General features: G+C 73.1%; 23 protein-coding genes. 19 read left to right on the forward strand and 4 right to left on the reverse strand.

The genetic code is table 11. From position 1 onward, the window contains the following. Positions 1–36 precede the first annotated feature (36 nt). The 5 genes from ACZ4WQ_RS32460 to ACZ4WQ_RS32480 all read left to right on the forward strand — a co-directional run bounded on the left by ACZ4WQ_RS32460 (position 37) and on the right by ACZ4WQ_RS32480 (position 4,513). Positions 37–1,050, forward strand: a complete 1,014-nt coding sequence (locus ACZ4WQ_RS32460; RefSeq protein ID WP_361191442.1) for a sugar ABC transporter substrate-binding protein — start codon at positions 37–39, stop codon at positions 1,048–1,050. Positions 1,051–1,125: 75 nt separating this feature from the next. Then, positions 1,126–2,100, forward strand: coding sequence for an ABC transporter permease (locus ACZ4WQ_RS32465; protein WP_311729012.1), 975 nt, complete (start codon positions 1,126–1,128; stop codon positions 2,098–2,100). Further along, positions 2,097–2,882, forward strand: a complete 786-nt coding sequence (locus tag ACZ4WQ_RS32470) for an ATP-binding cassette domain-containing protein (RefSeq protein ID WP_385351709.1) — start codon at positions 2,097–2,099, stop codon at positions 2,880–2,882. Before ACZ4WQ_RS32465 ends, ACZ4WQ_RS32470 begins: the two co-directional genes overlap by 4 nt. A gap of 39 nt (positions 2,883–2,921) precedes the next feature. After that, positions 2,922–3,806, forward strand: coding sequence for a sugar phosphate isomerase/epimerase family protein (locus tag ACZ4WQ_RS32475; protein ID WP_311729014.1), 885 nt, complete (start codon positions 2,922–2,924; stop codon positions 3,804–3,806). Then, positions 3,803–4,513 carry a nucleoside/nucleotide kinase family protein gene (locus ACZ4WQ_RS32480; RefSeq protein WP_361185380.1) on the forward strand — a complete coding sequence of 237 codons (711 nt, stop codon included), beginning with the start codon at positions 3,803–3,805 and terminating at the stop codon, positions 4,511–4,513. Before ACZ4WQ_RS32475 ends, ACZ4WQ_RS32480 begins: the two co-directional genes overlap by 4 nt. Here ACZ4WQ_RS32480 and ACZ4WQ_RS32485 read toward each other — a convergent pair. From ACZ4WQ_RS32485 to ACZ4WQ_RS32495, 3 genes are all read right to left on the reverse strand, one after another. Then, the gene (locus tag ACZ4WQ_RS32485) at positions 4,476–5,372 is read right to left on the reverse strand and encodes a lytic polysaccharide monooxygenase auxiliary activity family 9 protein (RefSeq protein ID WP_398373555.1); all 897 of its coding nucleotides are present in this window, start codon (positions 5,370–5,372) and stop codon (positions 4,476–4,478) included. The two genes, ACZ4WQ_RS32480 and ACZ4WQ_RS32485, sit on opposite strands and share 38 nt — an antisense overlap. Beyond that, complete coding sequence (locus ACZ4WQ_RS32490) at positions 5,369–6,277, reverse strand: lysostaphin resistance A-like protein (RefSeq protein ID WP_398373556.1); 909 nt, start codon at positions 6,275–6,277, stop codon at positions 5,369–5,371. Before ACZ4WQ_RS32490 ends, ACZ4WQ_RS32485 begins: the two co-directional genes overlap by 4 nt. A gap of 202 nt (positions 6,278–6,479) precedes the next feature. Next, positions 6,480–7,970, reverse strand: a complete 1,491-nt coding sequence (locus tag ACZ4WQ_RS32495; protein ID WP_398373557.1) for an outer membrane protein assembly factor BamB family protein — start codon at positions 7,968–7,970, stop codon at positions 6,480–6,482. Between the two features lie 120 nt (positions 7,971–8,090). Here ACZ4WQ_RS32495 and ACZ4WQ_RS32500 point away from each other — a divergent pair, with 120 nt between their 5' ends. From ACZ4WQ_RS32500 to cobM, 14 genes are all read left to right on the forward strand, one after another. Further along, on the forward strand, positions 8,091–8,591 hold the full coding sequence (locus ACZ4WQ_RS32500) for a MarR family winged helix-turn-helix transcriptional regulator (RefSeq protein ID WP_398373558.1): 501 nt from the start codon (positions 8,091–8,093) through the stop codon (positions 8,589–8,591). A 139-nt stretch (positions 8,592–8,730) separates the two neighbouring features. Continuing rightward, a complete protein-coding gene (locus ACZ4WQ_RS32505; RefSeq protein WP_398373559.1) occupies positions 8,731–10,002 on the forward strand; it encodes an MFS transporter in 1,272 nt (423 codons plus the stop codon). A 319-nt stretch (positions 10,003–10,321) separates the two neighbouring features. Next, on the forward strand, positions 10,322–10,492 hold the full coding sequence (locus ACZ4WQ_RS32510; RefSeq protein WP_311729021.1) for a hypothetical protein: 171 nt from the start codon (positions 10,322–10,324) through the stop codon (positions 10,490–10,492). A gap of 232 nt (positions 10,493–10,724) precedes the next feature. Further along, complete coding sequence (locus tag ACZ4WQ_RS32515; protein WP_361185391.1) at positions 10,725–11,243, forward strand: helix-turn-helix domain-containing protein; 519 nt, start codon at positions 10,725–10,727, stop codon at positions 11,241–11,243. Positions 11,244–11,298: 55 nt separating this feature from the next. After that, positions 11,299–11,886, forward strand: coding sequence for a hypothetical protein (locus ACZ4WQ_RS32520; RefSeq protein ID WP_311729023.1), 588 nt, complete (start codon positions 11,299–11,301; stop codon positions 11,884–11,886). Then, positions 11,879–13,075, forward strand: a complete 1,197-nt coding sequence (locus ACZ4WQ_RS32525) for an MAB_1171c family putative transporter (RefSeq protein WP_311729024.1) — start codon at positions 11,879–11,881, stop codon at positions 13,073–13,075. The genes ACZ4WQ_RS32520 and ACZ4WQ_RS32525 overlap by 8 nt, the downstream gene beginning before the upstream one ends. A gap of 264 nt (positions 13,076–13,339) precedes the next feature. Beyond that, positions 13,340–14,584, forward strand: a complete 1,245-nt coding sequence (locus ACZ4WQ_RS32530) for a cytochrome P450 family protein (protein ID WP_468022627.1) — start codon at positions 13,340–13,342, stop codon at positions 14,582–14,584. A gap of 223 nt (positions 14,585–14,807) precedes the next feature. Beyond that, a complete protein-coding gene (gene mutA / locus ACZ4WQ_RS32535; protein ID WP_468022628.1) occupies positions 14,808–16,694 on the forward strand; it encodes a methylmalonyl-CoA mutase small subunit in 1,887 nt (628 codons plus the stop codon). Beyond that, positions 16,691–18,910: a methylmalonyl-CoA mutase gene (gene scpA, locus ACZ4WQ_RS32540; RefSeq protein ID WP_311729027.1), complete on the forward strand. Its 2,220-nt coding sequence runs from the start codon at positions 16,691–16,693 to the stop codon at positions 18,908–18,910. Before mutA ends, scpA begins: the two co-directional genes overlap by 4 nt. Before the next feature lie 4 nt (positions 18,911–18,914). Continuing rightward, entirely contained in the window at positions 18,915–19,928 is a 1,014-nt protein-coding gene (gene meaB, locus ACZ4WQ_RS32545; protein WP_311729028.1) for a methylmalonyl Co-A mutase-associated GTPase MeaB, read from the forward strand. Then, positions 19,921–20,655, forward strand: coding sequence for a (2Fe-2S)-binding protein (locus tag ACZ4WQ_RS32550; RefSeq protein WP_398373564.1), 735 nt, complete (start codon positions 19,921–19,923; stop codon positions 20,653–20,655). Before meaB ends, ACZ4WQ_RS32550 begins: the two co-directional genes overlap by 8 nt. A 38-nt stretch (positions 20,656–20,693) precedes the next feature. Then, on the forward strand, positions 20,694–21,479 hold the full coding sequence (locus ACZ4WQ_RS32555) for an acyltransferase (protein WP_358842495.1): 786 nt from the start codon (positions 20,694–20,696) through the stop codon (positions 21,477–21,479). Between the two features lie 59 nt (positions 21,480–21,538). After that, positions 21,539–22,759 carry a precorrin-6y C5,15-methyltransferase (decarboxylating) subunit CbiE gene (gene cbiE / locus ACZ4WQ_RS32560; RefSeq protein WP_385347478.1) on the forward strand — a complete coding sequence of 407 codons (1,221 nt, stop codon included), beginning with the start codon at positions 21,539–21,541 and terminating at the stop codon, positions 22,757–22,759. Then, positions 22,756–23,499 carry a precorrin-4 C(11)-methyltransferase gene (cobM, locus tag ACZ4WQ_RS32565; RefSeq protein WP_311729032.1) on the forward strand — a complete coding sequence of 248 codons (744 nt, stop codon included), beginning with the start codon at positions 22,756–22,758 and terminating at the stop codon, positions 23,497–23,499. The genes cbiE and cobM overlap by 4 nt, the downstream gene beginning before the upstream one ends. Before the next feature lie 560 nt (positions 23,500–24,059). Here cobM and ACZ4WQ_RS32570 read toward each other — a convergent pair. Then, positions 24,060–25,217 (reverse strand): cobalt-precorrin-5B (C(1))-methyltransferase, encoded by a 1,158-nt coding sequence (locus ACZ4WQ_RS32570; RefSeq protein WP_468022629.1) that lies wholly within the window; start codon positions 25,215–25,217, stop codon positions 24,060–24,062. Positions 25,218–25,261: the final 44 nt, after the last annotated feature.

Raw genomic sequence — 25,261 nt, forward strand, 5'->3', positions numbered from 1 at the left:
CATCGGAAGGGACGCCTGATGCGGAGAAAAGCCACCGTGAGAAGAGGGAGCGTTGTCGCCACCGCCGCCGCTGTCGTGGCCGGAGCCCTGGTCCTGAGCGGCTGCGGATCCGGTGACACGGGCGCGTCGGGCAGCACCAAGGTCGCCGCCGTGATCAAGGGGCTGGACAACCCGTTCTTCCAGAGCATGCAGCAGGGCATAGAGACCCAGGCCAAGTCGGCCAAGATGTCGACGACCGTGCAGGCCGCCAACTCGATCACCGACACCACCGGCCAGGCCGACAAGCTGAACGGGCTGGCGGGCCAGGACTACGGCTGCTTCATCGTCAACCCGATCTCCGGCTCCAACCTCGTCCAGGGGCTGGCCAAGCTCGCCGCGGCGAAGAAGACCATCGTCAACATCGACAACCCCGTCGACGCCAAGGCGGCCAAGGCGGCGGGCGCCACCCCGGCCACCTACATCGGCACCGACAACGTGGCGGCCGGCGAGACGGCCGGCCGGCGGATGACCGAGCTGCTGCCCAAGGGCGGCAAGGTCGCCGTCATCGGCGGCATCGCCGGCGATGTGACCAGCAACGCCCGCGTCGAAGGGTTCAAGAAGGGCGTGGACGGCAAGCTGACGGTGGTTCAGACCGTCGCCGCCGACTGGGACCGGCAGACCGCCCTCACCAAGGCCACCGACGTCCTGCGCGCCAACAAGGACCTGTCCGGCTTCTTCGTGGCCAACGACGACATGGGCCTGGGCGTCGCACGCGCCGTCGCCAACGCGGGCAAGACCGGCAAGGTCAAGGTCATCAGCGTGGACGGGGTCAAGGACGCGCTGAAGGCCGTCGAGTCCGGCACCCTGGACGCCACCGTGGCCCAGTACCCGTACGCCATCGGCCAGATGGGCCTCGAGGCCTGCCAGGCCGCAGCCAAGGGCAAGAAGCTGCCGGCCGACGTCAAGGCACCGGTCGAGCTGGTCACCAAGGACAACGCGGGCAAGGCCCTGGCCGCCACCCCGAAGCCCTTCGGCAGCTACGACGACCCCTTCAAGAAGCTCCTTCGCTAGGGCCGCCCCCTAGCAGCGACGAATCCGGCGGGCGGGTGGCGTGCCACGCCACCCGCCACCGCCAGGAGGACACACATGGCAAACGCAACGCTCGCGGCACCCGACCGTGACACTTGGCCCACGCGCCTGCGTGACATCGGTTTCTGGGCCGACTGGGCGGCCCTGGTCGGGCTCATCGTTCTCGTGGTGGTCTTCCAGGCCGCCAACCCGACCTTTCTGAGCACCGGCAACATCCAGTCCATGCTGGAGGCCGCCGCGATCCTGATCATCCTGGGGGTCGGGCAGACCTTCGTCATCGCCACCGCCGGCATCGACCTGTCCATCGCCTCCACCATGACCCTGGGCGCGGTCGGCTTCGGCCAGGCGTACTCGGCCGGCTGGGGACTCGCCGCGTCCTGCGCGGTCGCCGTGGCCGCCTCGACCCTCGCCGGGATGGTCAACGGCTTCGTGGTGGCCCGCGGCAAGATCACCGACTTCATCGTCACCCTCGGAATGCTGTCGGCGGCCTCCGGGCTCGCCCTCATCGTCTCCAACGGCAAGCCCGTGACCGTCATCGAACCGGCCCTGCTGCGGCTGTCCACCAACGGCATCGGAATCCTGGGCTGGATGTTCCTCATCGCCGCCGCCGTCGCGATCGTGGCCCATGTGGTGCTCTTCCACACCCGGTTCGGCACCCATCTGCTCGCCACCGGCGGATCCCCCGAGTCGGCCACCGCGATGGGCATCAGCACCGCGCGGATCAAGATCGCCGTGTACGCCGTCGCCGGGCTCCTCGCCGGCCTCGCCTCCATCCTGCTGGTGGCGCGGGTCGGGGCCGCCGAGCCCGCCGCCAACACCTCGTTCCTGCTGAACTCGGTCGCCGCCGTGGTCCTCGGAGGGGTCAGCCTGTTCGGCGGCCGGGCGACCGTCCTCGGCCCGGTCATCGGCGCCCTGCTGCTGACCGCACTGGTCAACGGCCTGACTCTGCTCGGCGTCTCCCAGTTCTACCAGCCGCTGTCCGTCGGCATCGTCGTGGTGCTCGCGGCCTTCCTGATGAGGTTTCAGCGATGACGACCGTGAAGTCCGAGCCCCAGCCCGCGGCCACCGCGTCGGACGAGTTGCTGCGCTGTGAGGACGTCTCGCTGTCCTTCGGCAACGTGCGCGCCCTCGTCGATGTCTCGGTGACCCTGCGCCGCGGCGAGATCACCGCGCTGGTCGGCGACAACGGCGCGGGGAAGTCCACCCTCGTGCGGTGCGTGTCCGGGATCCACCGGCCGGACAGCGGCCGCATCCTCTTCGACGGATCGCAGGTCGACTTCGGCTCGCCCGAGGACGCCCGCGACGCCGGCATCGAGACCGTGCACCAGAACCTCGCGCTGGTCGAGGACCTCACCGTCTGGCAGAACCTCTTCCTCAACCGGGAGATCGTCCGGCGCATCGGGCCGGTGTCCTTCCTCGACCGCAAGGCCATGCAGACCCGCGCTCAGGAGATGGTCTCCACCCTGGCGGTCAACGTCCCCGCGGTTACCTCGCGGGTGCGGCGGCTGTCCGGCGGCCAGCGCCAGGCCGTGTCCATCTGCCGGGCGGCCGGATTCAGCTCGCAGCTGGTCATCATGGACGAGCCCACGGCCGCCCTCGGTGTCCAGGAGACCGCGCGCGTCGAGGAGCTCATCCACAAGCTGCGCGACGACGGCCACGCCGTGCTGCTGATCAGCCACAACTTCGCACAGGTCATGCGGCTCAGCGACCAGGTCTGGGTGATGCGGTCCGGCCGCTGCGTCGCGGGCCGCCGGACCGAGGAGACCACGGGCGAGGAGATCGTCGCCCTCATCACCGGGGCCCAGGCCGGCTAGCCACCCCCCACCGACCAGCCACACAAAGGAACACTGTTCATGACCACCGTGACCCAGGCCAGCCCGATCGGCGTGCACGCCCTCGTCTGGGCGGGCGACACCTCTCCCGCGTCGCTCGCGTACGCCATCGACAAGACGAAGGCCACCGGCTACGACCTCCTCGAACTGTCGCTGCACGACTCGGACTCGATCGATGTCCCCGCGGCGCGGCGCCAGTTGGAGGACGCCGGACTGCGGGTCGCCTGCTCCCGCGGCCTCGCCTTCGACGCCGATGTCTCCAGCGAGGACCTCGCCGTGGTCGAGCGCGGCGAGAAACTCCTGCACAGCTCCCTCGCCGTGACCCACGGCCTCGGCGGAACACACTTCACCGGCGCGCTCTACAGCGCGCTCGGCAAGTACGCCGGTCCGCTCACCCCCGCCGGCCGGCGCAACGTCGTCACCGTACTGAAGCGGCTCGCCCAGGAGGCGGCGGGGCTCGGCATGACGCTGGGCCTGGAGATCTGCAACCGCTACGAGACCAATGTCATCAACACCGCCCGCGACGCGCTCGCGCTGGCCGATGACATCGGTGCGGACAACGTCCTGATCCACCTGGACACTTACCACATGAACATCGAAGAGGACGACCTCGTCCGACCCGTGCACGAGGTCGGCGACCGGCTCGGCTACGTCCACATCGGCGAGAACCACCGCGGCTACCTCGGCTCCGGACACCTGGACTTCACCGCCTTCTTCCATGCCCTCGCCGACATCGGCTACCAGGGCCCGATCACCTTCGAGTCCTTCTCCTCCGCTGTCGTCGCCCGGGGCCTGTCCAACGACCTCGCCGTCTGGCGCGACCTGTGGTCCGACGGCGAGGACCTGGCCCGCCACGCCCACACCTTCATCACCAACCAGCTCGCCGTGAGCGGCCGCGGCCGATGACGCCGACAACACCGCCGACGCCGCCGACGCCCATGGCGATCGAGGAACTCGCGGCCCGCGCCCGCGCGCTGGTGCGGCCCGGGAGGCGGGCGATTCTCGGAATCACCGGAAGCCCCGGGGCCGGCAAGTCCACCCTCGCGGAGCACCTCCTGGCCGCGCTGCGCTGCGGCCCGGCCGCGGACGGGGGAGACGGCTCCGGGGACTGGATCGCGCATGTGCCGATGGACGGCTTCCACCTCGCCGACATCGAACTCGACCGACTGGGGCGCCGCGACCGCAAGGGCGCCCCGGACACCTTCGACGCGGCGGGCTACGCGGCCCTGCTGCGCCGGTTGCACGAGGACGAGGACGAGGTGGTGTACGCGCCGGGCTTCGAACGGGAACTGGAGCAGCCGATCGCGGGCAGCATCCCCGTACCGCGCACCGCCCGGCTGATCATCACCGAGGGCAACTACCTCCTGCACGACGAGGGGGACTGGGCCCGGGTGCGGCCGCAGCTCGACGAGGTCTGGTACTGCGAGCTGGACGAGGAGGAGCGGGTGCGCCGGCTCGTCGCCCGCCATGAGCGGTTCGGCAAGGACCACGCCGCGGCGGTGGCCTGGAGCCTGGGCACCGACCAGCGCAACGCCGACCTGGTGGCCCGCACCCGGGACCGGGCCGACCTCGTCGTCACCGGGGACGCCGGGGGCGTCGCCGTCGCAGGGTGACGGCCGCGCCGGCGCCCACGGCGAGCACCGCCGCGCCGCCCGCGTACAGCGTCAGCGAGGTGCTCTCGTTGGCGTCGGCGGCGCGGTCGGTGTCCTGGCCGGTGTTCTCGGCGGTGCTTTCGCGGGTGGGTGTGTCGGTGGGCTCGGCGGTGCTTTCGGCGGTGGGTGTGTCGGTGGGCTCGGCGGTGGGTGCGGCCGGGGCCTTCTTGCCTGTCGTGTCCTCGGCTCCGCCGAACACCACATCGGAGCACGAGTAGTAGGTGTCCGGTGTGCTGGTGTTCCGCCAGATCGTGTACAGGAGCTGACGGCCGGTCCGGCCGGCCGGCAGCTTGGCCTCGATGTGGTAGGCCTCGTCGACCAGGGCCGGGTCGGTGGCCGTCGCGAAGGGCTTCGCCTCCAGATCGGACCATTTCAGCGGGCGCGTGGGGTCGTAGCCCTCCTTGGTGAGGTACAGCTCGAAGCTCCCGGCGTGGGGGATGGTCGAGCGGTAGGTGAGGGTGAGGTCCGCCCCGGCGGTCAGCCGTGTGGAAGGCCAGTCGGCGCGGGGCAGGTCCAGCCCCTGGTATGCGTCGATCCCTCCGCTGCACAGCTTGCCGTCGGGGATCCGCTGCCGGTCCTTGCCCGCCACCCCGGCCACGCGCAGATTGTCCCACTCGGCCGCGACCCCGCCCGCGGCCACGGCCGCCTTGCACGCGGCCGACCGGGCGTTCTCGCCCCCCTCGGGCGAACAGGCCACCGCCCGGCTGACCGGGTCCGTCGGCGCGCCATGCGCCCGGGCGGGCCCGGCGGCCAGCGCCGTGAGCAGGAGCGGGGCCGCCCCGACAAGGGCGGCCACGGTAGCGGTGCGGTGTGCGGTCATCCGATGCAGCCCTCCTGGCCCGAGCCGCGGGTCTCATTGCCCGCCCCGTGGAGTACGGAGCGCACGGGCGGCGCGTTCAACGCCCGCGCCCCGCGGCGCGAGCGCCATGCGAGCCACCCGGCGAGCGCCGCCACCGGAACCGTGGTGAGGAGCATGGTCGCGATCGCCCCGAGGCCGTCGGCCCCGGTGCCCAGCAGTTGGCCGGTGAGCAGGAACAGGACCATGTTGTTCCCGGCGTGGGCCAGGCTCGCCACCCAGACGGTGCGGCTGCGCAGAAACAGCCATGCCAGGACGACTTCCTGGCAGAGACAGGACACCGTCCAGATCACCAGGCCGAGCGGCATGTTCTCGAAGTCGGTGTAGCCGACGAAGGCGAGCGGATAGTGCCACACCGCCCAGATGACGCCCGTGGCCACGACGGACGGCACGAGTCGGCCGCCGAACAGCCGCGGCCTGAGGTAGCTGGTCCAGCCGAACTCCTCGCCCCAGTACACCGGGGTGAGCAGCGGAACGACCAGCATCAGGACGAGCAACGCCGTCCACCTGGACATCCCGGGCGCGAGTTCGTCGAGCGGGGACAGCTCCGGCCGCCACAGCCCCAGAACGGCCGCGAGCGCCATGGTCGCCGCGGCCAGTGCGAGCGGGCCGAGCCAGGCGGCCAGATAGTACGGCCACGCGGCGCGCGGCCGCAGCCGGAGCCCCGCGTCGGCGAACCCCTCCCGGGTGACCCAGCGCCGCACCACGACCGCCGCGATCCCCGGCACACAGAACCCCGGCAGTTGCAGCAGCGGGTTCAGCGCCGACAGGCCCAGGACACCATGGGCCACCCACAGCCACACCCAGGTACCGCCGAAGGTGATGGCGAGAAACGCCACGACCCCTCTGTCCCTCTTCGTCTTCGACATACGCGCCTTCCCTCGCGACCGGACCGGATCCGCGGATCAACGTGTCATCCGCGGGTACGGGCCCACATCGCTGGGCGGAGCGAAATCCTCTTCCCCCGGTGGCGGGAGGTGGCGTTGGCTCGCGCGAGGGAGGTGCCGGGGGCAATGCGTACGTCGAACTGCCAGGGCCAGTGGGGCGGCAGGCGGTGGCGGGCGTCCTCGGCTACTTGATCGCGAACACCGGTGGCGTGTCCTTCGCCCCGTCCGAGTTGACGATCACATACCGGCCGCCCTGCATCCGGTGCAGGGCGAGGACGCTGCTGAGCGGTGCGCCGCGCAGCAGGGTGCTGTCGTGCTTCTCGCCGGTGGCCGGGTCGAGGCGCCACAGGTCGCCACCGGCCAGGAGACCGAGTTCTCCGGAGCGGTCCTGCGTCAGGGCGGCGACGGTCCCGCCGAGCGATGTCTTCCAGACGCCTCTGCCGTCCTTGAGCGAAAACGCGGCGACGTGCTGGGGATCGTTCTGGTCCGCCGGGCCGACAGCGCTGATGAACAGCCCGTTGGTCACCACCGACCGGAAGACCGGCCGGGCGTCGAAGGGTTGGCCGTAGCCGTACTGCATGACCTCGAAGTCGAGGTCGTCCTCCTGCCCGAGCCGGGGGATCACGGCCTGCCGCCGTCCCTTGTCGTCGAAGCTGATCACCGCGTCGGTTCCGCGATCGTCGTCCTCCTTCACATACACGACGATCGGATCGGCCGACAGCATGAACACCTTCTCCCAGCGGCTCTCCGTCGGCAGCGTGCTGCGCCACTGCCGGGCGCCGGACCGGGGGTCGAGGGCGGACAGCCGCATCTTCGTGTTGTCCCCGTCGGTGCCGGTGCACTGCTCCATGACCAGGGCGCGCTCGGGCGTCGCGTCGACGGCCAGGGCCTGGCAGTTCCGGTCCAGCGGGCTGCGCCACCGGGGCGCGCCCTCGCGCAGCCCGAGCCCGACGACCGCCTTCTCCTCCAGGACCACCGCGGTGTCGCCGGCGCCCACCAGCCGGGCGTCGGTGGCCCGGTTGACGGAGTCATCGGCGTTGATCTTCTTCGTCCACAGCTCACGGCCGGAGGACAGATCGACGGCGACCACGGTGTCGCAGGGCTTCTCGTACCGTCCGAGGCCCACAAGACCGATGGAGGAGGGCGTGGTGCGGCTCATCGCGCACACCGATCTCCGCTCGGGCGCCGGGACGGTCCACCGCCGGGTGCCGTCCGAGGTGTCGTAGGCGAACAGCCCGTCGTTGCGCGCCCTGATGAGGGTGGACGGCCCCGGCATCCACTCTCCGACGGCCCGCGCGGAAGAGGGGCGGTCCCGGGGCGCCTCCCAGGCCACGTCCAGGTGCGGCCCGCGCAGCCATTCGTACCCGAGCACGCCCGTCCACACGCCGCCGGCCAGGCCCGCCACGACCAGCGACACCATCCAGGGTCTGGCCAGCGACCCGCTGTTCGCCCCGACGGCGAAGGACATCCCGATGACACCGGCGAAGGTGAAGACGAACGCGAGGATGAGCACCGGCGGGAGCCCTTCGGGGCACGGGGCGTGCCTGCCCCCGCACGCTCCGTTCGACTCGCTGGACAGCGCGGACCACCCCAGCCAGTGGAACACCACGGCCCAGGACACCAGGACCCCCGCCAGCACCAGGGCGACGGGCTTGACGGCACGCGAAATCGACACGGTCCCCCCACGGATGCGATCAGCGCGCGTACGGCGCGCAGGAGACATTAACCCAGCGTTCCGGACCAGCGGCGTCCCAGGGCTCGTCCATTTATATAGGTGCGTGATACAAATGAATGCATGGGTGATGCAGCTGTAGAACGTGTAAGCCCGGTCGACCGCGAGCGGCGCGCGGAGATCGCCGACCTCCTGGAGCAGCTGGCCGTGCTCGCGGTGCGCCAACTGGGCCGGCGGGACATCAGCATGACCGCCGCCTCCGCCCTCGGCCGGCTGGCCCGCGAGGGCCCCGCCCGGCTGACCGCCCTGGCCGCCGACGAAGGGGTGAGCCAGCCCGCCATGACCCAGCTGGTGCAGCGTCTGACCAAGCAGGGGCTGATGGCCCGGGTCGCCGACCCGGACGACGGCCGGGCCGTGCTCGTGTCCATCACCGACGCCGGGCGGCGACTGCTCGCCGAGCGCCGCCGGGACCGTGTCGCGCGCCTGTCCGACCTGTTGGCCGCGCTCCCGCCCGAGGACCAGACGACGCTCGCCGCCGCGGTCGGCTCGGCCGCGCCCGCCCTGCGGCGCCTCGTGGCGGCCGCCACCGACCTGGGCGGCCGGTCCGCGCCGCCCGCCGGGTGACGCCCCGTCACCCGGGCCCGGGCGCCGTCACGCCACTGATGACGCCTGCCTCGTGACGCGCCGTCACCCCTTCTTGCCGCGCCCCGACTCCATCACCCGAGAGCGCATTCAGAGAACGCATTCCTGACTGGAGTACACCTTGTCCGCTCATGCCAGCGCCCCGAGTCCGTTCCGGCAGCCGAAGGCCGTATGGGCCGTGGCCTTCGCCTGCGTGATCTCCTTCATGGGCATCGGGCTCGTCGACCCCATCCTGCCCGCCCTGTCCAGCCAGCTGCACGCCACGCCCAGCCAGGTGTCGCTGCTGTTCACCAGCTACCTGGTGGTCACCGCCGTCGCCATGCTGGTCACCGGTTTCGTCTCCAGCCGGATCGGCGCCAAGCGGACCCTGGTGGCGGGCCTGGCGGTCATCGTGGTGTTCAGCGCCCTCGCGGGCGCCTCCGGGAGCATCGGCGGCATCGTCGGCTTCCGCGCGGGCTGGGGTCTGGGTAACGCTCTGTTTATCGCCACCTCGCTCGCCGTGATCGTCGGATCGGCGAGCGGCGGCTTCGCCGGGGCGATCATCCTCTACGAGACCGCGCTCGGCGTCGGCATCGCCGTCGGCCCGCTGCTGGGCGGCGAGCTGGGCGGCATCAGCTGGCGCGGGCCCTTCTTCGGCGTCGCGGTGCTGATGGCGATCGCGCTGATCGCCACCCTGGCCCTCGTACAGCCGACCCCGACCCCCGCCCGCCGCGCCTCGATCCTCGATCCGCTCAAGGCGCTCCGCCACCGCGGGCTGCTCACCATGGGCCTGATGGCGCTCTGCTACAACTGGGGCTTCTTCACCGTCCTCGGCTACGCCCCGTTCCCGATGGAGCTCGGCACCCATGAGCTCGGCTATGTGTTCACCGGCTGGGGCGTGCTGGTGGCCGTCTTCTCCGTGTTCGCGGCGCCCCGGCTCCAGGCCCGCTTCGGCATAGCCCGCACCCTGTACCTCAACCTGGCGCTGTTCGCCCTGGACATCCTGGTCATCGGGGTGTTCACGGACTCCCGGGCCACGCTGATCGCCGCCGTGATCGCGGCCGGCGCCTTCATCGGCGTGAACAACACCATCACCACCCAGGCCGTCATGACCGTCTCCCCGGTCGAGCGCCCGGTGGCCTCCGCCGCCTATGGCTTCGTCCGGTTCATCGGCGGCGGCCTGGCGCCCTACGCCGCCGGCCGGCTGGCCGAGCACTACGACACGCATGTGCCGTTCTACGTCGGGGCGGCCGCGGTCCTGGTCGGGCTGGCCATCCTGTCGACCGGCCACTCCCTGCTGGCCGACGCCGAGCGGGCCCAGGCGGCCGAGGCGGCCCGGCACACCCCCGCCGAGAACCGGGCCGAGCGGCTGGAGCGGGACGCGCTGGCCGAGGACATCGGGTCCGCAAGCTGAGACGGGCCGAAGCGTGCGCCGAGACGAGGCGAGCCCCGTGGGTGCGGACCCGGGCCGCGGGGCTCGCGGGCCCATGGCGGGCGCCGGCGCACCGCACGCTGTGCGCCCCTCCGTGACCCGTTCGGAGGCTCCCGTCCCGGGCCCCCGCCCGGGCCCCTGACCGGCCCCGTCGTGGCCCGATTCAGCGCGACGCGGGCCGGTGGCCGCCGTACCCGGTCCCGGGACGGGGTGTCCACTCCTTGGGAATCAACGCGCACGCCGTTCTGGATCTCGTTAATCTGGCGACACATCCGGTTCAGCCGACACTAGGGAGTGTGCGGTGACCCCCGAGAAGACACAGAGCGACGATTCGCCGACACGGGACCGCGACATGCTCGCGGATCGGTCGGAGGTGGGCAACCTGGAAGTCTGGGCGAGATCGGCCCCGATCCGGCTCGCCGGGTACGAGGACGACTTGGCCGAGCCGCACATCCTCCAGAGCGTGGACTGACCCGGCGACCCCGTCGAACTTAACGGCCCCGCGCGGCAGAACGCGGCGCTCCCCGCATTCCCCTTCCTCTCGCCGCCCGCGCGCCTCAACTGACGGTTAAGTCCACCCGGCCATCGTCGGCCGGGGGTGGGCTGGTGTGTCGCCCGATGCCCATGGCAGGATGCATCGCGCGGCCGAGTCCGCCTTAACCAACCGTGAGTGAGTGCGCGGTGACCAGCAGGAGGGGGTGCGGATGGCAGTGGGGACCGAGCGGTCGCCGGACGCCGACGACAGCCCGCTGGCGCGGCGGCTCAACTATCTGTTCACCGCCATGCACCCGCCGGGCGCGCCCTACACCAACGCGCATGTGGCCGAGGCCATCAGCGGCGGCGACGAGTACGGCGGGGTCCGCCTGACCGAGCAGTATCTGTCCATGCTGCGCAACGGCAAGCGCACCAACCCCAGCCCGGACGTGCTGCGGGCCCTGGCGAAGTTCTTCGGCGTGCCCGTCGGCTATCTGCTGGGGGACCTGTCCCCGTCGCAGGCCGAGCGGGTCGAGGAAGAGGTGCGGTTTCTCGTCGCGATGCGCGACAAGCGGGTGCGCGGCATCGCGCTGCGCTCGGTGGGCCTGCCACCCGAGGTCCAGGACAGCCTGACCGCCATCATCTCCCAGTTCCGACAGCAGATGAACCTCCCACCGGACCCGGCCGACGCGGGCGGCCCGGGCGACCCGGGGGATCCGGACAACGGGGCGCCCAGTGGTCGACGGTGACCAGGAGCGGTTGTTCCAATCCTGGCGGCGGACCGGATGCGAGGACGGTGCAGGCATGCGAGTCGGGCGGATACGGCGGCGGTGCAAGCAGCTCATCAAGGAGCTCGGGCTGCCCGCCGCGACCGATCTGCGGGGTCTGTGCGACCTCGTGGCGGGCCGCGTCGGCCGCCCCGTCCACCTGGTGCCGATGAGCCTGGGCGGCGTGGTCTCGGGCATGACGGCCAGCACCGACGACGGGTTCTGGATCTTCTACGAGCTCCGTACGTCCCCCTGGCACCAGACCCATATCGTGCTGCACGAGGTCGGACATCTGCTGCTCGGCCACGACCAGGACCCCGCCGTGACGGAGGACGCGCTGCGCATGTGGGCGCCGTCGGTCGATGTGACCACCGCCATGCGCCGGTTGGGGATGACCGCGGACTTCGCCCGCCACCACTGCTACGACGATCTGACCGAGCGCGAGACCGAGGTGCTGGGCACCCTCCTCATGGAGCGCGTGGTGCCGGCCTCGCCCGACGACGGGCTGCCGCTCGAGGGGCGGGCGGCCGAACTCGCCGCCGCGCTCGGACCCGCGCTGCGGCATGTGCGCGGCGCGCGGGCCGGTGGCTCCCACGGCGTCCAAGGCGGGGGCGCGGATGTTTGACGTCGTGTACCTGTGCTTCGGCGCCGCCGCGTGGGCGATCGTCGCGTACAAGGCCCGCGCCTGGTTCCGCGACCGGCAGAACGCCGACCTCGGTCTGACCTGCGTCATGACGGCCGGGGTGGCGAATGTGTTCCTGCTCTCCGCGCCGAGCGTCTACCGCTGGTTCGACCGCCTGGTGGGCGTCGCCAACCTGGCCATGGTCCTCCTCTACTCCTCGGTGATGGTCTTCGCCACCGGCGCCCTGGTGCTGATGCTGCGCTGGACCGGCTCGGCGGTGCGGCCCCGCACGGTGGTGGCCGCCGTGGGCGCGGCGTGGTCGGTCGCCGTCATCGGCTTCGCCGTAGGCCGCCCCGACGCCGTCGAGCACCCCCGCGACTTCTCCACCGCCTACGCGGACGCCCCCGGCGTTGTCATCTTCCTGGCGCTGTATTTGGCCATTTTCGGCGCGGGCCTGGCCGGGCTCGGGGTGCTGTGCCGGCGCTACGCGTCCACCCTGCGCGGCTCCTGGCTGGCCCGGGGGCTGCGGGTGCTGGCCACCGGGTGCTGGCTGGGCCTGGCGTACTGCGCCTGCAAGGTGATCGGCCTGCTCTTCTCCTGGGCGGGCCGGGGTCTGCCCTGGCTGTCCAACGGCGTGGCACCGCTGACCGCTTCGGTCGCGGCCCTGCTGGTCCTCGCCGGGTTCGCCATCCCGGCGCTCGGGCCGCGCGCCTCCGCCTGGCGCAGGCTGCGCCGACTGGACCCGCTGTGGCGGGAGGTCACCGCCCAGGCGCCCGAGGTGGCCATGGCGACGTACCTGGGTTCCCCCCGCTGGACCGGCTGGTGGCCCTTCGCGGACCTGGAGTGGCGGGCCAACCGGCAGATGGCGGAGATCCGGGACGTACAGCGCGGCGTCCGCCGCCATGTGGAGCCGGAGGCGCTGGAGATCGCGCGTGTCAAGGGTCGTGCCGCGGGACTCGGGGATTGGCAACTTGTTGCATTCATGGAAGCGGCGGCGCTCCGACGCGGTTTGCTGAACCAAGCGGCCGGGCGGGTGCCGGTGCCCGGCGCGGACAGCGTGGTGGTGGAGACGGGGGCCGGGCCGGGCCAGGAGCACGAACACCTGGCGCGCGTCGCCGACGTGTACCACCGGCCGCTCGTCGACGAGGTACTCGAAGAGCTGGGCGAAAGGTCCGCCGCCCAGCGGCAGTGAAGGGGGACCGAGAACGAGGCGGCCCTGGACGGGGGTCGGGGCCGCCCGTGGCACAGGGCGGCGCCGGGGACATTCGGCCCCGGCGCCGCCTCTCGGCCAACACGCGTCACATGCACGGCCGGTGCTCGGAGACCGGGGTCCGGGGGGGGCTCCGTCCCAGGCCTCCGGGGTCCAGGGGCAAAGCCCCTGGTTGCGGGAAGGGGCGGGTAGGGGACGAGCCCGCCGCAGGAGTCAAGGTCCCGGGCCGGGCCTAGAGTCGGGGCCATGCAGAACACCGCGAACACCGCCGTTCCCGGCCCGTCCGAGCCGCTCGACACCCGTGCGCTGCTGGAGGATCCGCACCCCGCGTACGCCGCGCTGCGCGAGGCGGGCCCCGTGCACCGGATCTCGGGCCCGGACGGGCGGCCCGCCTGGCTGGTGACGCGCTATGACGACGTACGGCGGGCGCTCGCCGACCCCCGGCTGTCCCTGGACAAGAGCAACGCGCTGCCCGGCAACTTCCGTGGCTTCGCCCTGCCGCCCGCCCTGGACGCGAATCTGCTCAACATGGACCCGCCGGACCACACGCGCGTGCGCCGGCTGGTGTCCAAGGCCTTCACCCCCGCCCGCGTCGAGCGGATGCGGGAACCGGTCCGGCGCGCCGCGGACGAACTGCTGGACGCCGTCGAGCCGGCCGGCCGGGCCGACCTGATCGCCGCGTACGCCGGGCCGCTGCCCATCACCGTGATCTGCGACCTGCTCGGCGTCCCCCAGCGGGACCGGCGGGACTTCCGGGCCTGGAGCGACGCCCTGATCGCGCCCGACCCGGCGCGGCCGCACCTGGCGAAGGAGGCGGTCGGCAGCATGCTGCGCTTCTTCACCGGCCTGATCGCGAGCAAGCGGGAGCAGCCCGGCGACGACCTGCTCTCCGACCTGATCGCGGTGCGGGACGACGCGGGAGGCGGCGAGGGCACCGGCCCCGGCGGGGACCGGCTCACCGAGGACGAACTGACCTCGCTGGCCTTTCTGCTCCTGCTCGCCGGGTACGAGAACGTGATCCACCTCATCGGAAACTCGGTGCTCGCGCTGCTCGACCACCCCGAGCTGCTGCGGGAGCTGCGCGAGCGGCCCGCCGGCCTCGCGGCGGCGGTCGAGGAGTTCGCGCGCCTCGACGGCCCGGCGCCGCTGGCGATCCGTCGCTTTCCGCTCGAGGACCTGGAGATCGGCGGCGTGACCGTACCGGCGGGGGAGACCGTGCTGCTCTCCCTGGCCTCGGCCAACCGCGACCCGGGCCACTTCAAGGAACCGGACCGGCTTGATCCGAATAATGGCCGAATGGGACATCTTGCCTTCGGGCACGGGATCCACTATTGCCTCGGCGCGCCGCTGGCCCGTCTGGAAACCGAAACCGCGCTGGACGCCCTGCTGAGCCGCCTGCCGGGGCTGCGTCTCGACATTCCGCGCGCAGAGCTGCGCCGGCGGCCGACGATCCGTGCACATGGCTTGATCTCGCTTCCTGTCGCGTGGTAGCGGGGAAAACGAACACGCTTTTGATGCATAACTGCGCTTCGATGCGGTAAAAAGGTCTCGAGCCCGCCCGGTGTGCATCCCCCGTCGCACCGGGCGGGCCTTCGTCGTTCCAGGACCGCCGGAAGGCGATCACAGGTCCGGATGGGCTAGAGATTCGGCTAGAGAGCAAGGTCACAGAAGGAGACTCTGCTGTCGCTTTAGGTGCGCGCACTAGCCTCCTCCCATGACGGTCCTGCCTGACGACCTCCCGCTCGCCGCCGACTTCCCGGAGGCGACCCGAGACCAGTGGCACCACCTCGTCGAGGGGGTGCTGCGCAAATCCGGCACGGTCGATGCCGTGGGGGCGGAGGCCGCTGCGGCGCTCGCCACCGCCCTCGAGGACGGAATCTCGGTCCACCCGCTCTACACCGCCGAGGACGCGCCTCCCGACGCCGGTTATCCCGGGTTCGCGCCCTTCGTGCGCGGCGGGCGGGCGCAGGGCTCCACGGTCTCCGGCTGGGACGTACGCCAGCGCCACGCCCACTCCGACCCCGGGCACACCAACCGCGCGGTGCTCGCGGACCTGGAGAACGGGGCCGGCTCGCTGTGGCTGGCGGTGGGCGCGGCCGGACTGCCCGTGGAAGGGCTCCCGGAGGCCCTCAAGGGGGTCTATCTCGACCTCGCCCCCGTCGTCCTCGACGCGGGCGCCGACTTCGAGCCCGCCGCCCGCGCGCTGCTGCGGCTGTTCGCCGACCGCCAGGTGCCGCCGAGCGCCGCCCTCGGCAACCTCGGCGCCGACCCGCTGGGCCTGGCGGCCCGCACCGGCGACCACACCGACCTCGCGGGACACCTGTCCGCCGCCACCGAGCTGGCGGCGGTCTGCGACCGCGACCACCCGGGCGTGCGGGCCTTCACCGTGGACGCCCTGCCGTACCACGAGGCGGGCGGCTCGGCGGCGCAGGAGCTCGGCTGCTCGCTCGCCGCGGGCGTGGAGTATCTGCGCGCGCTGACCGACGCCGGGCCGCTGTCGGCCGAAGCGGCCTGCGCCCAGCTGGAATTCCGCTACGCGGCCACCGCCGACCAGTTCCTCACCATCGCGAAGCTGCGCGCCGCCAGGCGGTTGTGGGCGCGCGTGGCGCAGGTGTGCGGCGCGCCCTCCGAGGCGGCCGCCCAGCGCCAGCACGCGGTGACCTCCTCGGTGATGATGACCCGCCGCGACCCCTGGGTGAACATGCTCCGCACCACCGTCGCGGCCCTGGCCGCCGGGGTGGGCGGGGCCGACGCCGTCACCGTGCTGCCCTTCGACAGCGCGATCGGCCTGCCGGACGACTTCGCCCGCCGTATCGCCCGCAACACCTCCACCATCCTGCTCGAGGAGTCGCACCTGGCGCGGGTCATCGACCCGGCCGGAGGCTCCTGGTACGTCGAGAGCCTCACCGACGACGTGGCCAGCGCGGCCTGGGCCTTCTTCCAGGAGATCGAGCGCGCCGGGGGGCTGGCGCGGGCCCTCGCCTCCGGGCTGGTGGAGCGGAACCTGGCCGCCACCTGGGAGCGCCGCACCAAGGACCTCGCCCGGCGCAAGGAGCCGATCACCGGCGTCAGCGAGTTCCCGAACCTGGCGGAGCAGCCGGTGGAGCGCGAGCCCGCGCCCGTACCGCCCGGCGGCGGCCTGCCGCGGGTGCGCCGCGACGAGGCGTACGAGGCGCTGCGCGCCCGCTCCGACGCCCACCTGGCGGCGGAGGGCACCCGGCCCCGGGTGTTCCTGGCCGCGCTCGGCCCCGCGGCCGCGCACACCGCGCGCGCCGCGTTCGCCGCCAATCTCTTCCAGGCGGGCGGGATCGAGGCGGTGCACGAACCCGCCACGGTCGACGCGGAGTCGGTCGCCGAGGCGTTCGCCGCCAGCGGCGCCCGGGTGGCCTGCCTGTGTTCCAGCGACAAGGTGTACGAGCAGGAGGCGGTGGCCGTGGCCGAGCGGCTGAAGGCGGCCGGAGCGCTGCGCGTCCATCTGGCGGGCAGGCCCGGCGAGCGGCGCCAGGAGCTGGAGCTGGCCGGGGTGGACGAGTTCGTCTTCGCCGGCTGTGACGCGGTCGGGGTGCTCGCCTCGACCCTCGAGACCCTGGGGGTGGCGTGACCGTGAGCAAGATCCCTGACTTCTCCACGATCGACCTGGGGACACCCGGCGAGGCGTCGTCCGGCGCGGTCAGCGCCGGGGCATGGGCCGAAGCGCTCCAGGGAGCCATCGGCAAGGACGCCCTGGACCTGGTGTGGGACACCCCCGAGGGCATCGGGGTCAAGCCGCTGTACGGGCCCGAGGACCTGACCGGGCTCGACTTCCTGGGCACCTACCCGGGCATCGCCCCGTATCTGCGCGGCCCGTACCCGACGATGTACGTCAACCAGCCCTGGACCATCCGGCAGTACGCGGGCTTCTCCACCGCCGAGGAGTCCAACGCCTTCTACCGCCGCAACCTCGCCGCGGGCCAGAAGGGCCTCTCCGTCGCCTTCGACCTGCCCACCCACCGCGGCTACGACAGCGACCACCCCAGAGTCACCGGCGACGTCGGCATGGCGGGCGTGGCCATCGACTCCATCTACGACATGCGGCAGCTCTTCGACGGCATCCCGCTGGACCGGATGAGCGTGTCGATGACGATGAACGGCGCGGTGCTGCCCGTCCTCGCGCTCTACATCGTCGCCGCCGAGGAACAGGGGGTGACGCCCGACAAGCTGGCCGGGACCATCCAGAACGACATCCTCAAGGAGTTCATGGTCCGCAACACCTACATCTATCCGCCGCAGCCGTCGATGCGGATCATCTCCGACATCTTCTCCTTCACCTCGCAGCGGATGCCGCGCTACAACTCGATCTCCATCTCCGGCTACCACATCCAGGAAGCGGGCGCCACGGCCGACCTGGAGCTGGCCTACACCCTGGCCGACGGCGTGGAGTATCTGCGCGCCGGGCTCGACGCGGGCATGGACGTGGACGCCTTCGCGCCCCGGCTCTCGTTCTTCTGGGCGATCGGCATGAACTTCTTCATGGAGATCGCCAAGCTGCGGGCGGCCCGGCTGCTGTGGGCCAAGCTGGTCGGCCGGTTCGACCCCAAGAACCCCAAGTCGCTGTCGCTGCGCACCCATTCGCAGACCTCCGGCTGGTCGCTGACCGCCCAGGACGTCTTCAACAACGTGGCCCGCACCTGTGTGGAGGCCATGGCCGCCACCCAGGGCCACACCCAGTCGCTGCACACCAACGCCCTCGACGAGGCCCTCGCGCTGCCCACCGACTTCTCCGCGCGCATCGCCCGCAACACCCAGATCCTGCTCCAGCAGGAGTCCGGCACCTGCCGGGTGATCGACCCGTGGGGCGGCAGCGCGTATGTGGAGCGGCTCACCCACGACCTGGCCCGGCGCGCCTGGCTCCACATCGAGGAGGTCGAGGCCGCGGGCGGCATGGCCAAGGCCATCGACGCCGGCATCCCCAAGATGCGTGTCGAGGAGGCCGCGGCCCGCACCCAGGCGCGGATCGACTCGGGGCGGCAGCCGGTGATCGGCGTCAACAAGTATCGCGTCGACAGTGACGAGCAGATCGACGTCCTCAAGGTCGACAACTCCGCGGTGCGCGCCCAGCAGATCGAGAAGCTGCGCCGGCTGCGCGCCGAGCGCGACGACGCCGTCTGCCAGGACGCGCTGCGCGCGCTCACCGCGGCCGCCGAGTCCGGCCCGGGCGCCGGCCTTACGGGCAACCTCCTCGCCCTCGCCGTGAACGCGGCCCGCGCCAAGGCCACCGTCGGCGAGATCTCGGACGCGCTGGAGAAGGTGTACGGGCGCCACTCCGGCCAGATCCGTACGATCTCCGGTGTGTATCGAGACGAGGCCGGACCGTCCTCCGGCGTGGACCGCACCCGGGCGCTGGTCGAGGAGTTCGAGCGTGCGGAGGGCCGCCGCCCGCGCATCCTGGTCGCCAAGATGGGCCAGGACGGGCACGACCGCGGCCAGAAGGTGATCGCCACCGCCTTCGCCGACCTGGGCTTCGACGTCGACGTCGGCCCGCTCTTCCAGACGCCCGAGGAGGTCGCGCGGCAGGCGGTCGAGGCCGATGTGCACATCGTCGGCGTCTCCTCGCTGGCGGCAGGCCATCTCACGCTGGTGCCCGCGCTGCGCGAGCAACTGGCCGAGGCGGGGCGGGAGGACATCACCATCGTGGTGGGCGGGGTCATCCCGCCGCAGGACGTGCAGACCCTGCACGAGGCGGGCGCCGCCGCCGTCTTCCTGCCCGGCACGGTGATCCCCGACGCCGCGTACGAGCTGGTGCGGACGCTGGCCGCGGACCTCGGCCACGAGCTGTAGGCCCATGCCGCCGAAGAAGCGACCCACTATCGACATCGACACCTACGCCAAGGGTGTGCTCGACGGCTCGCGCGCCTACATCGCCCGCGCGATCACGCTCGTCGAGTCCACCCGCCCCGACCACCGCGACCTCGCCCAGCGGCTGCTGATCGAACTGCTGCCGCACGCGGGTGGGGCGCGCCGGGTGGGCATCAGCGGTGTGCCCGGGGTCGGCAAGTCCACCTTCATCGACGCCCTGGGCTCGTTGCTCACCGGGCTCGGCCACAAGGTCGCGGTGCTCGCCGTCGACCCCTCCTCCACCCGCACCGGCGGCTCCATCCTGGGCGACAAGACCCGGATGGAGCGGCTGGCCGTCGATCCGGCCGCCTTCGTCCGCCCCTCGCCGAGCGCGGGGACGCTGGGCGGGGTGGCCCGCGCCACCCGCGAGTCCATGGTGGTCATGGAGGCCGCGGGCTATGACGTGCTGCTGGTCGAGACGGTGGGCGTGGGCCAGTCGGAGACGGCCGTGGCGGGCATGGTCGACTCCTTTCTGCTGCTCTCCCTCGCCCGCACCGGCGACCAGCTCCAGGGCATCAAGAAGGGCGTCCTGGAGCTCGCGGACGTCGTCGCCATCAACAAGGCCGACGGCCCCCACGAGCGCGACGCCAAGGCCGCCGCCCGCGAACTCAGGGGCGCGCTGCGGCTGCTTCAGCCCCCGGACGCGCCCTGGAACCCCCCGGTGCTGACGTGCAGCGCCCGCGAGGGCACCGGCCTCGACGGGGTGTGGGAGCGGCTGGAGCAGCACCGCCGGGTGCTGGAGGCGACCGGCGCGCTGGACGCCAAGCGGCGCGACCAGCAGGTCGACTGGACCTGGTCCATGGTCCGCGACCAGCTGCTGACCCGGCTGCGCGAACACCCCGGGGTGCGGCGGCTCGGCCCCGTACTCGAACAGCAGGTGCGCGACGGCACGCTGACGGCGACGCTGGCCGCCGACCGGCTGCTGGAGGCTTTCGGGACGCCGGCCGACGCCGATGGCTGACCCGCCGCTGCCGGGGTCCGAGGTGGGGCCGTTCTTCGCCCTGCGCACCGGCCCCGGCGCCGGCGATCCGCGCGAGCAGGGCTATGTGCCGGTCGGCGCGGCCTACCGGACGACGCCCGAGGGGACGGCCGCGCCGCCGCTGCGCGCCCGCGTCGAGGCGGTCGCCGCGACGCTGCGCACCGATGAGCCGAGGGTCGCGGCTTCCCTTGCCTTCCAGGGGTTCGCCGCCCGGGTGTGGTCGCTCGCGCTCGGCCCGGCCGCGCTCTCCGGCAGGGTCTACAACCTCCGCCCCGACCGGCTGTGGTGGCACCCCGGGCGCACCGCCCCCGACGACCTGTGGTGGCCCGGGACGCCGTCGGTCATGGGCGAACCCGGAGGGCTCGCCGGCCAGGTGGGCGACGCGGCGTACGCCCAGTTGCTGCCGCTGCACGCAGCCGTCACCCGGGCGTACCGGGTCTCGGGGCGGCTGCTGTGGGGCAACGCCGCCTCGGCGCTGGCCGGTTCGCTGCGGGTCCTGCACGACTGGTGCCACGCGCACGGCCTCCCAGAGGCGGCGGAGCGGGCCACCGAGCTGGCCCGCGCCCAGCTCGCCCACCCGCCGCTGCGCGACACCGGCACCCTGACCTCACCCCCGCCCGCCTTCCGGCGCCGCACCTGCTGCCTCTACTACCGGGTGCCCGGTGGCGGGCTGTGCGGCGACTGCGTGCTGCGCCGAGCCCCGGGGTGAGGCAGACGGGCCCGCGGCGGGGCGGATACGGTGTGCGAATGCCGAAGAACGAGAACCTGTTCTCATCCTGGCGGGGCCGGCCCGGGCGCCTCACCTCCCGCCTGGTCCACCGCGGATGGCGCGCCGTACAGCGAGCCGGCGCGGTGACGGCCGACCGCCCCGGCCCGTACCGCTTCGCCCGCTTCGGCGTCGGCACCCGTCTCGCGTTCCCCCAGGGCACCATCTTCGGGGAGCCGTGGATCCAGCTCGGCGACCACTGCGTCATAGGCCAGCACGTGACGCTCACCGCGGGCATGATGCCGGGCCTCGACCTGGGCCCCGACCCCGTCCTGCGGCTCGGCAACGGCGTGGTCCTGGGCCGCGGCAGCCATGTGATCGCCTCCCGGACCGTGGAGTTCGGCAACGACGTCTTCTGCGGCCCGTACGTCTATGTCACCAGTGACAACCACTCCTACGACGACCCCGACCAGCCCATCGGCCGGCAGTGGCCGCGCTCGGCCCCCGTCCACATCGGCTCCGGCAGCTGGCTGGGCGCGGGCGCGGTGATCCTGCCCGGGGCGCGGCTCGGCCGCAACGTGGTGGTCGCGGCGGGCGCGATCGTACGGGGCGAGGTGCCCGATCACGCCGTGGTGGCCGGGGCGCCCGCCCGGATCATACGCCGCTGGGCCCCGGAATCCGGCTGGCAGCCGCCGCTGCGCACGCCCGCGCCGGTGCCGATCAGCGAGGACACCACGGTCGAGCAACTGCTCGCCCTCGCCGAGCGGGAGCGAGCGCGCGAACAGCGGGACGGAGCCGGGGACACGGACGTCGTAGCAGGTCAGTAGAGTTTCGGGGACTGTCCCCGACCGACGAGGTAACACCTGTGAGCCCGCCCCCTTCCCCCGTGACCGTGATCGGCATCGGCGCCGACGGCTGGGACGGGCTCGGCCCCGCGGGGCGGGAGGCGCTGCGCGCGGCCGAGGTGGTACTCGGCGGACACCGCCAACTCGATCTGCTGCCACCGGAGTGCCCCGCCGAACGGGTGCCCTGGCCCTCGCCGCTGCGCCCCGCCGTACCCGGGCTGTTCGCGGCCCACGCTGGGCGGCGGGTGTCCGTGCTGGCCAGCGGCGACCCCATGTTCTTCGGGATCGGCCGCACCCTGGCCGAGGAGTTGGGCGCCGACCGGCTGCGGGTGCTGCCCCACCCGTCGTCCATCTCGCTCGCCTGCGCGCGGCTCGGCTGGCCGGTCGAGGACACCGAGGTGATCAGCCTCGTCGGACGGCCCCTCGCCTCCCTGGCCCGTGCCCTCTACCCCCGGCGGCGGCTGCTCGTCCTCGGCGCGGGCGCCGCCACCCCCGCCGAGGTCGCCGCGCTGCTGCGCGACCGCGGCTTCGGCCCGAGCCGGATGCGGGTCCTGGAGCAACTGGGCGGCGAGCGCGAGCGCCACCTCGACGGCACCGCCGACCACTGGCACCACACCCCCGGCGACGCCCTCAACGTCATCGCCCTCGACTGCGCGCCGGCCGCAGATGCGTTGCGCCTGTCCGCCGTCCCCGGACTGCCGGACCAGGCGTACGAGCACGACGGCCAGCTGACCAAGCGTCACGTGCGCGCCGCCACGCTCGCCGCCCTGGCCCCCGCCCCCGGCGAACTGCTGTGGGACGTCGGCGGCGGCTCCGGCTCGATCGCCGTGGAGTGGCTGCGCACCCACCGCGCCTGCGCCGCGGTGTCCATCGAGCGCGACCCCGTACGGGCGATGCGCATCGGCCGCAACGCCGCCGCCCTCGGCGTGCCGGGGCTGCGCGTCGTCACCGGCGCCGCGCCCGGCGCCCTGGCCGGTCTGCCCACCCCCGACGCGGTGTTCATCGGGGGCGGCCTGACCGCGCCCGGCCTGCTGGAGGCCTGCTGGGCGGCGCTGCCGGCCGGCGGGCGGCTCGTCGCCAACACCGTGACGCTGGAGTCGGAGGCCCTGCTCGCCCAGTGGTACCGGCGGCACGGCGGGGAGCTGGTCCGGATCGCCGTCGCACACGCCGCCCCCGTCGGCGGCTTCACCGGCTGGCGGCAGGCGATGCCCGTCACCCAGTGGGCCGCGGCCAAACCCGCCGAAGGAGAGACTTCCCCATGACCGTGTACTTCATCGGCGCGGGCCCCGGCGCCGCCGACCTGATCACCGTGCGCGGCGCCCGCACCCTGGCCCGCTGCCGGGTGTGCCTGTACGCGGGCAGCCTGGTCCCCCGCGAACTCCTCGCCGAGTGCCCGCCGGACGCCCGCCTCGTCGACACCGCCCGGCTCAACCTCGACCAGATCACCGACGAACTGGTCGCGGCCCACCGGGCGGGCGAGGACGTGGCCCGGCTGCACTCGGGCGACCCGTCGGTGTTCAGCGCCGTCGCCGAGCAGATGCGGCGGCTGGACGCGCACGGGGTGCCGTACGAGGTGATCCCGGGCGTCCCCGCGTTCGCCGCCGCCGCGGCCGCGCTCGGGCGCGAGCTGACCGTGCCGACCGTCGGCCAGACCGTCGTCCTCACCCGCGTCGCCCAGCAGGCCACCCCGATGCCGGACGGCGAGGACCTCGCCACCCTCGGCCGCAGCCGGGCGCTGATCGTGCTGCACCTGGCCGCCCGCTACGTGGACCGGGTGGTGGCCGAACTCCTGCCGCACTACGGCCCCGACTGCCCGGCGGCGGTGGTCGCCCGGGCCAGCCGCCCCGACGAACTGGTGCTGCGCGGCACGCTGGGCGACATCGCGGACCGGGTGAAGGAGGCGGGCGTGGTGCGCACCGCGGTCATCATGGTGGGCCGCACGCTGGGCGCGGAGCAGTTCCGCGACAGCCACCTCTACTCGGCCCGCCGCGAGCGGCCTTAGGCGGCGCCGCGGCGGCTACGGTGCGATGCCCCTGCGGTGCGGTGCGGTGCGGTGCCGCTGCGCTGCGCTGCGGTGCGGTGGTGCCCCCCTGCGGGGCAAGTGCCCAGCGTGCGGCGGTGCCGCACGTGCGGCGCGGTGCCCCTGCGGTGCGGCGCCCCCGCGTGTGGCGGTGCCCCTGCGGTGCGGTGCTCCGCGTGCGGCGGTGCCCCCTGTGCGGCGGTGCCCCCCTGTGGTGCAGTGCCGCTGCGGTGCAGTGCCCCACGTGCGGCGCGGTGTCCCCCTGCGGTGCGGTGCCGCTGCGGTGCGGCGTCCCACATGCGGCGGTGCCCCTGCGGTGCGGTGCCCCACATGCGGCGGCGCCCCCCGTGCGGCGGTGCCCAGCGTGCGGCGGTGCCGCAAACGCAGTGTCGATGTGCGGCTCCGCCGCGTGGCAGGGGCTCCGCCCCTGGACCCCGGGGTCTGGGGCAGCGCCCCGGTTCGGGAAGGGGCGGGGCGGGGAAGGGGCCCGCCGCAGGCGTCGAGAACCGTCGGACACCCCCAGCCCGAGAGCGCGTGTCGGGTCACCGCTCCCGGGGGCCCCGGGGCACCGCGCGGCCGACGATCGTGCCCGCGCGGTCGATGCAGAGGACGTCCACGGACACCGGCGCCCCGCGCAGCACACCGAGCGCCGTGTCCTGGGCGGCCGCCGCGACCAGATCGCCGAGCGGCACCCCGCGCGCCATGCACAACTGCACCGCCTCCAGGCCGGTGTTGGCCGCCGCCACCGCCGCCGCCAGCTCCTCGTCCGCCCCGCCACGGCGGGCCAGCTCCGCGAGGAAGCCCTTGTCCACCTGTGAGCGCGAGGAGTGCAGATCCAGATGTCCTGCGGCCAGCTTGGAGAGCTTGGCGAAGCCCCCGGCGACGGTCAGCCGGTCCACCGGATGACGGCGCAGATACTTCAGCACCGCCCCCGCGAAGTCGCCCATGTCCAGCAGCGCGTCCTCCGGCAGCCCGTGCACGGCGACCGCCACCTTCTCGGAGGTCGAGCCCGTACACCCCGCCACATGCGTACGCCCCGCCGCGCGCGCCACGTCCACCCCGCGCCGGATGCTGTCGATCCACGCGGAGCAGGAGTACGGCACCACGATGCCCGTCGTGCCGAGGATCGACAGGCCGCCGAGGATGCCCAGGCGCGGATTCCAGGTGCTGCGGGCGATCTCCTCCCCGTGGTCCACCGAGATCTCGACCTCCACATCACCGGCCCCGCCGTGCCGGGCCGCGACCGCGGCGATGTGGTCGCGCATCATCTGGCGGGGCACGGGGTTGATCGCGGGCTCGCCGACCGCGAGCGGCAGGCCGGGGCGGGTCACCGTGCCGACCCCGGGCCCGGCCCGGAAGACCACGCCGCCGCCGGGCGGCAGCAGCCGCACCGTGGCGCGCACGACCGCGCCGTGCGTGACGTCCGGGTCGTCGCCCGCGTCCTTGACCACCGCGGCCATCGCCCGGTCCGCCGTCAGCTCCTCGCCCGCGAGGGCGAACGCGGGCCGCTGCCCCTTGGGCAGCTCGACCGTCACCGGGTCCGGGAACTCCCCGCACAGCAGCGCGGTGTACGCGGCCGTGGTCGCGGCGGTGGCACATGCCCCGGTGGTCCAGCCGTGCCGCAGCCCAGAACGCTCCAGCTGCGCCCCGCGCCCGCCGCCCGCCGCCTTGACCTCCGCCTCCGCCTCCGCCTCAGCCACGGGCCGACCGCCCCGCATACGATGACGGGCGTACGGACGACGAA

The sequence above is a fragment of the Streptomyces sp. NPDC028305 genome, assembly GCF_055569495.1.

Bases quoted from the DNA above. Each gene is read 5' to 3' on its own strand.
- ACZ4WQ_RS32525 (WP_311729024.1), top strand. From the start codon at position 11,879: ATGTTTGACGTCGTGTACCTGTGCTTCGGCGCCGCCGCGTGGGCGATC.
- cobM (WP_311729032.1), top strand. From the start codon at position 22,756: ATGACCGTGTACTTCATCGGCGCGGGCCCCGGCGCCGCCGACCTGATC.
- ACZ4WQ_RS32515 (WP_361185391.1), top strand. From the start codon at position 10,725: ATGGCAGTGGGGACCGAGCGGTCGCCGGACGCCGACGACAGCCCGCTG.
- ACZ4WQ_RS32550 (WP_398373564.1), top strand. From the start codon at position 19,921: ATGGCTGACCCGCCGCTGCCGGGGTCCGAGGTGGGGCCGTTCTTCGCC.
- ACZ4WQ_RS32480 (WP_361185380.1), top strand. From the start codon at position 3,803: ATGACGCCGACAACACCGCCGACGCCGCCGACGCCCATGGCGATCGAG.
- ACZ4WQ_RS32520 (WP_311729023.1), top strand. From the start codon at position 11,299: ATGCGAGTCGGGCGGATACGGCGGCGGTGCAAGCAGCTCATCAAGGAG.
- meaB (WP_311729028.1), top strand. From the start codon at position 18,915: ATGCCGCCGAAGAAGCGACCCACTATCGACATCGACACCTACGCCAAG.
- ACZ4WQ_RS32555 (WP_358842495.1), top strand. From the start codon at position 20,694: ATGCCGAAGAACGAGAACCTGTTCTCATCCTGGCGGGGCCGGCCCGGG.
- ACZ4WQ_RS32500 (WP_398373558.1), top strand. From the start codon at position 8,091: ATGGGTGATGCAGCTGTAGAACGTGTAAGCCCGGTCGACCGCGAGCGG.
- ACZ4WQ_RS32485 (WP_398373555.1), bottom strand. From the start codon at position 5,372: ATGACCGCACACCGCACCGCTACCGTGGCCGCCCTTGTCGGGGCGGCC.
- ACZ4WQ_RS32470 (WP_385351709.1), top strand. From the start codon at position 2,097: ATGACGACCGTGAAGTCCGAGCCCCAGCCCGCGGCCACCGCGTCGGAC.
- ACZ4WQ_RS32530 (WP_468022627.1), top strand. From the start codon at position 13,340: ATGCAGAACACCGCGAACACCGCCGTTCCCGGCCCGTCCGAGCCGCTC.
- ACZ4WQ_RS32465 (WP_311729012.1), top strand. From the start codon at position 1,126: ATGGCAAACGCAACGCTCGCGGCACCCGACCGTGACACTTGGCCCACG.
- ACZ4WQ_RS32490 (WP_398373556.1), bottom strand. From the start codon at position 6,277: ATGTCGAAGACGAAGAGGGACAGAGGGGTCGTGGCGTTTCTCGCCATC.
- ACZ4WQ_RS32475 (WP_311729014.1), top strand. From the start codon at position 2,922: ATGACCACCGTGACCCAGGCCAGCCCGATCGGCGTGCACGCCCTCGTC.
- mutA (WP_468022628.1), top strand. From the start codon at position 14,808: ATGACGGTCCTGCCTGACGACCTCCCGCTCGCCGCCGACTTCCCGGAG.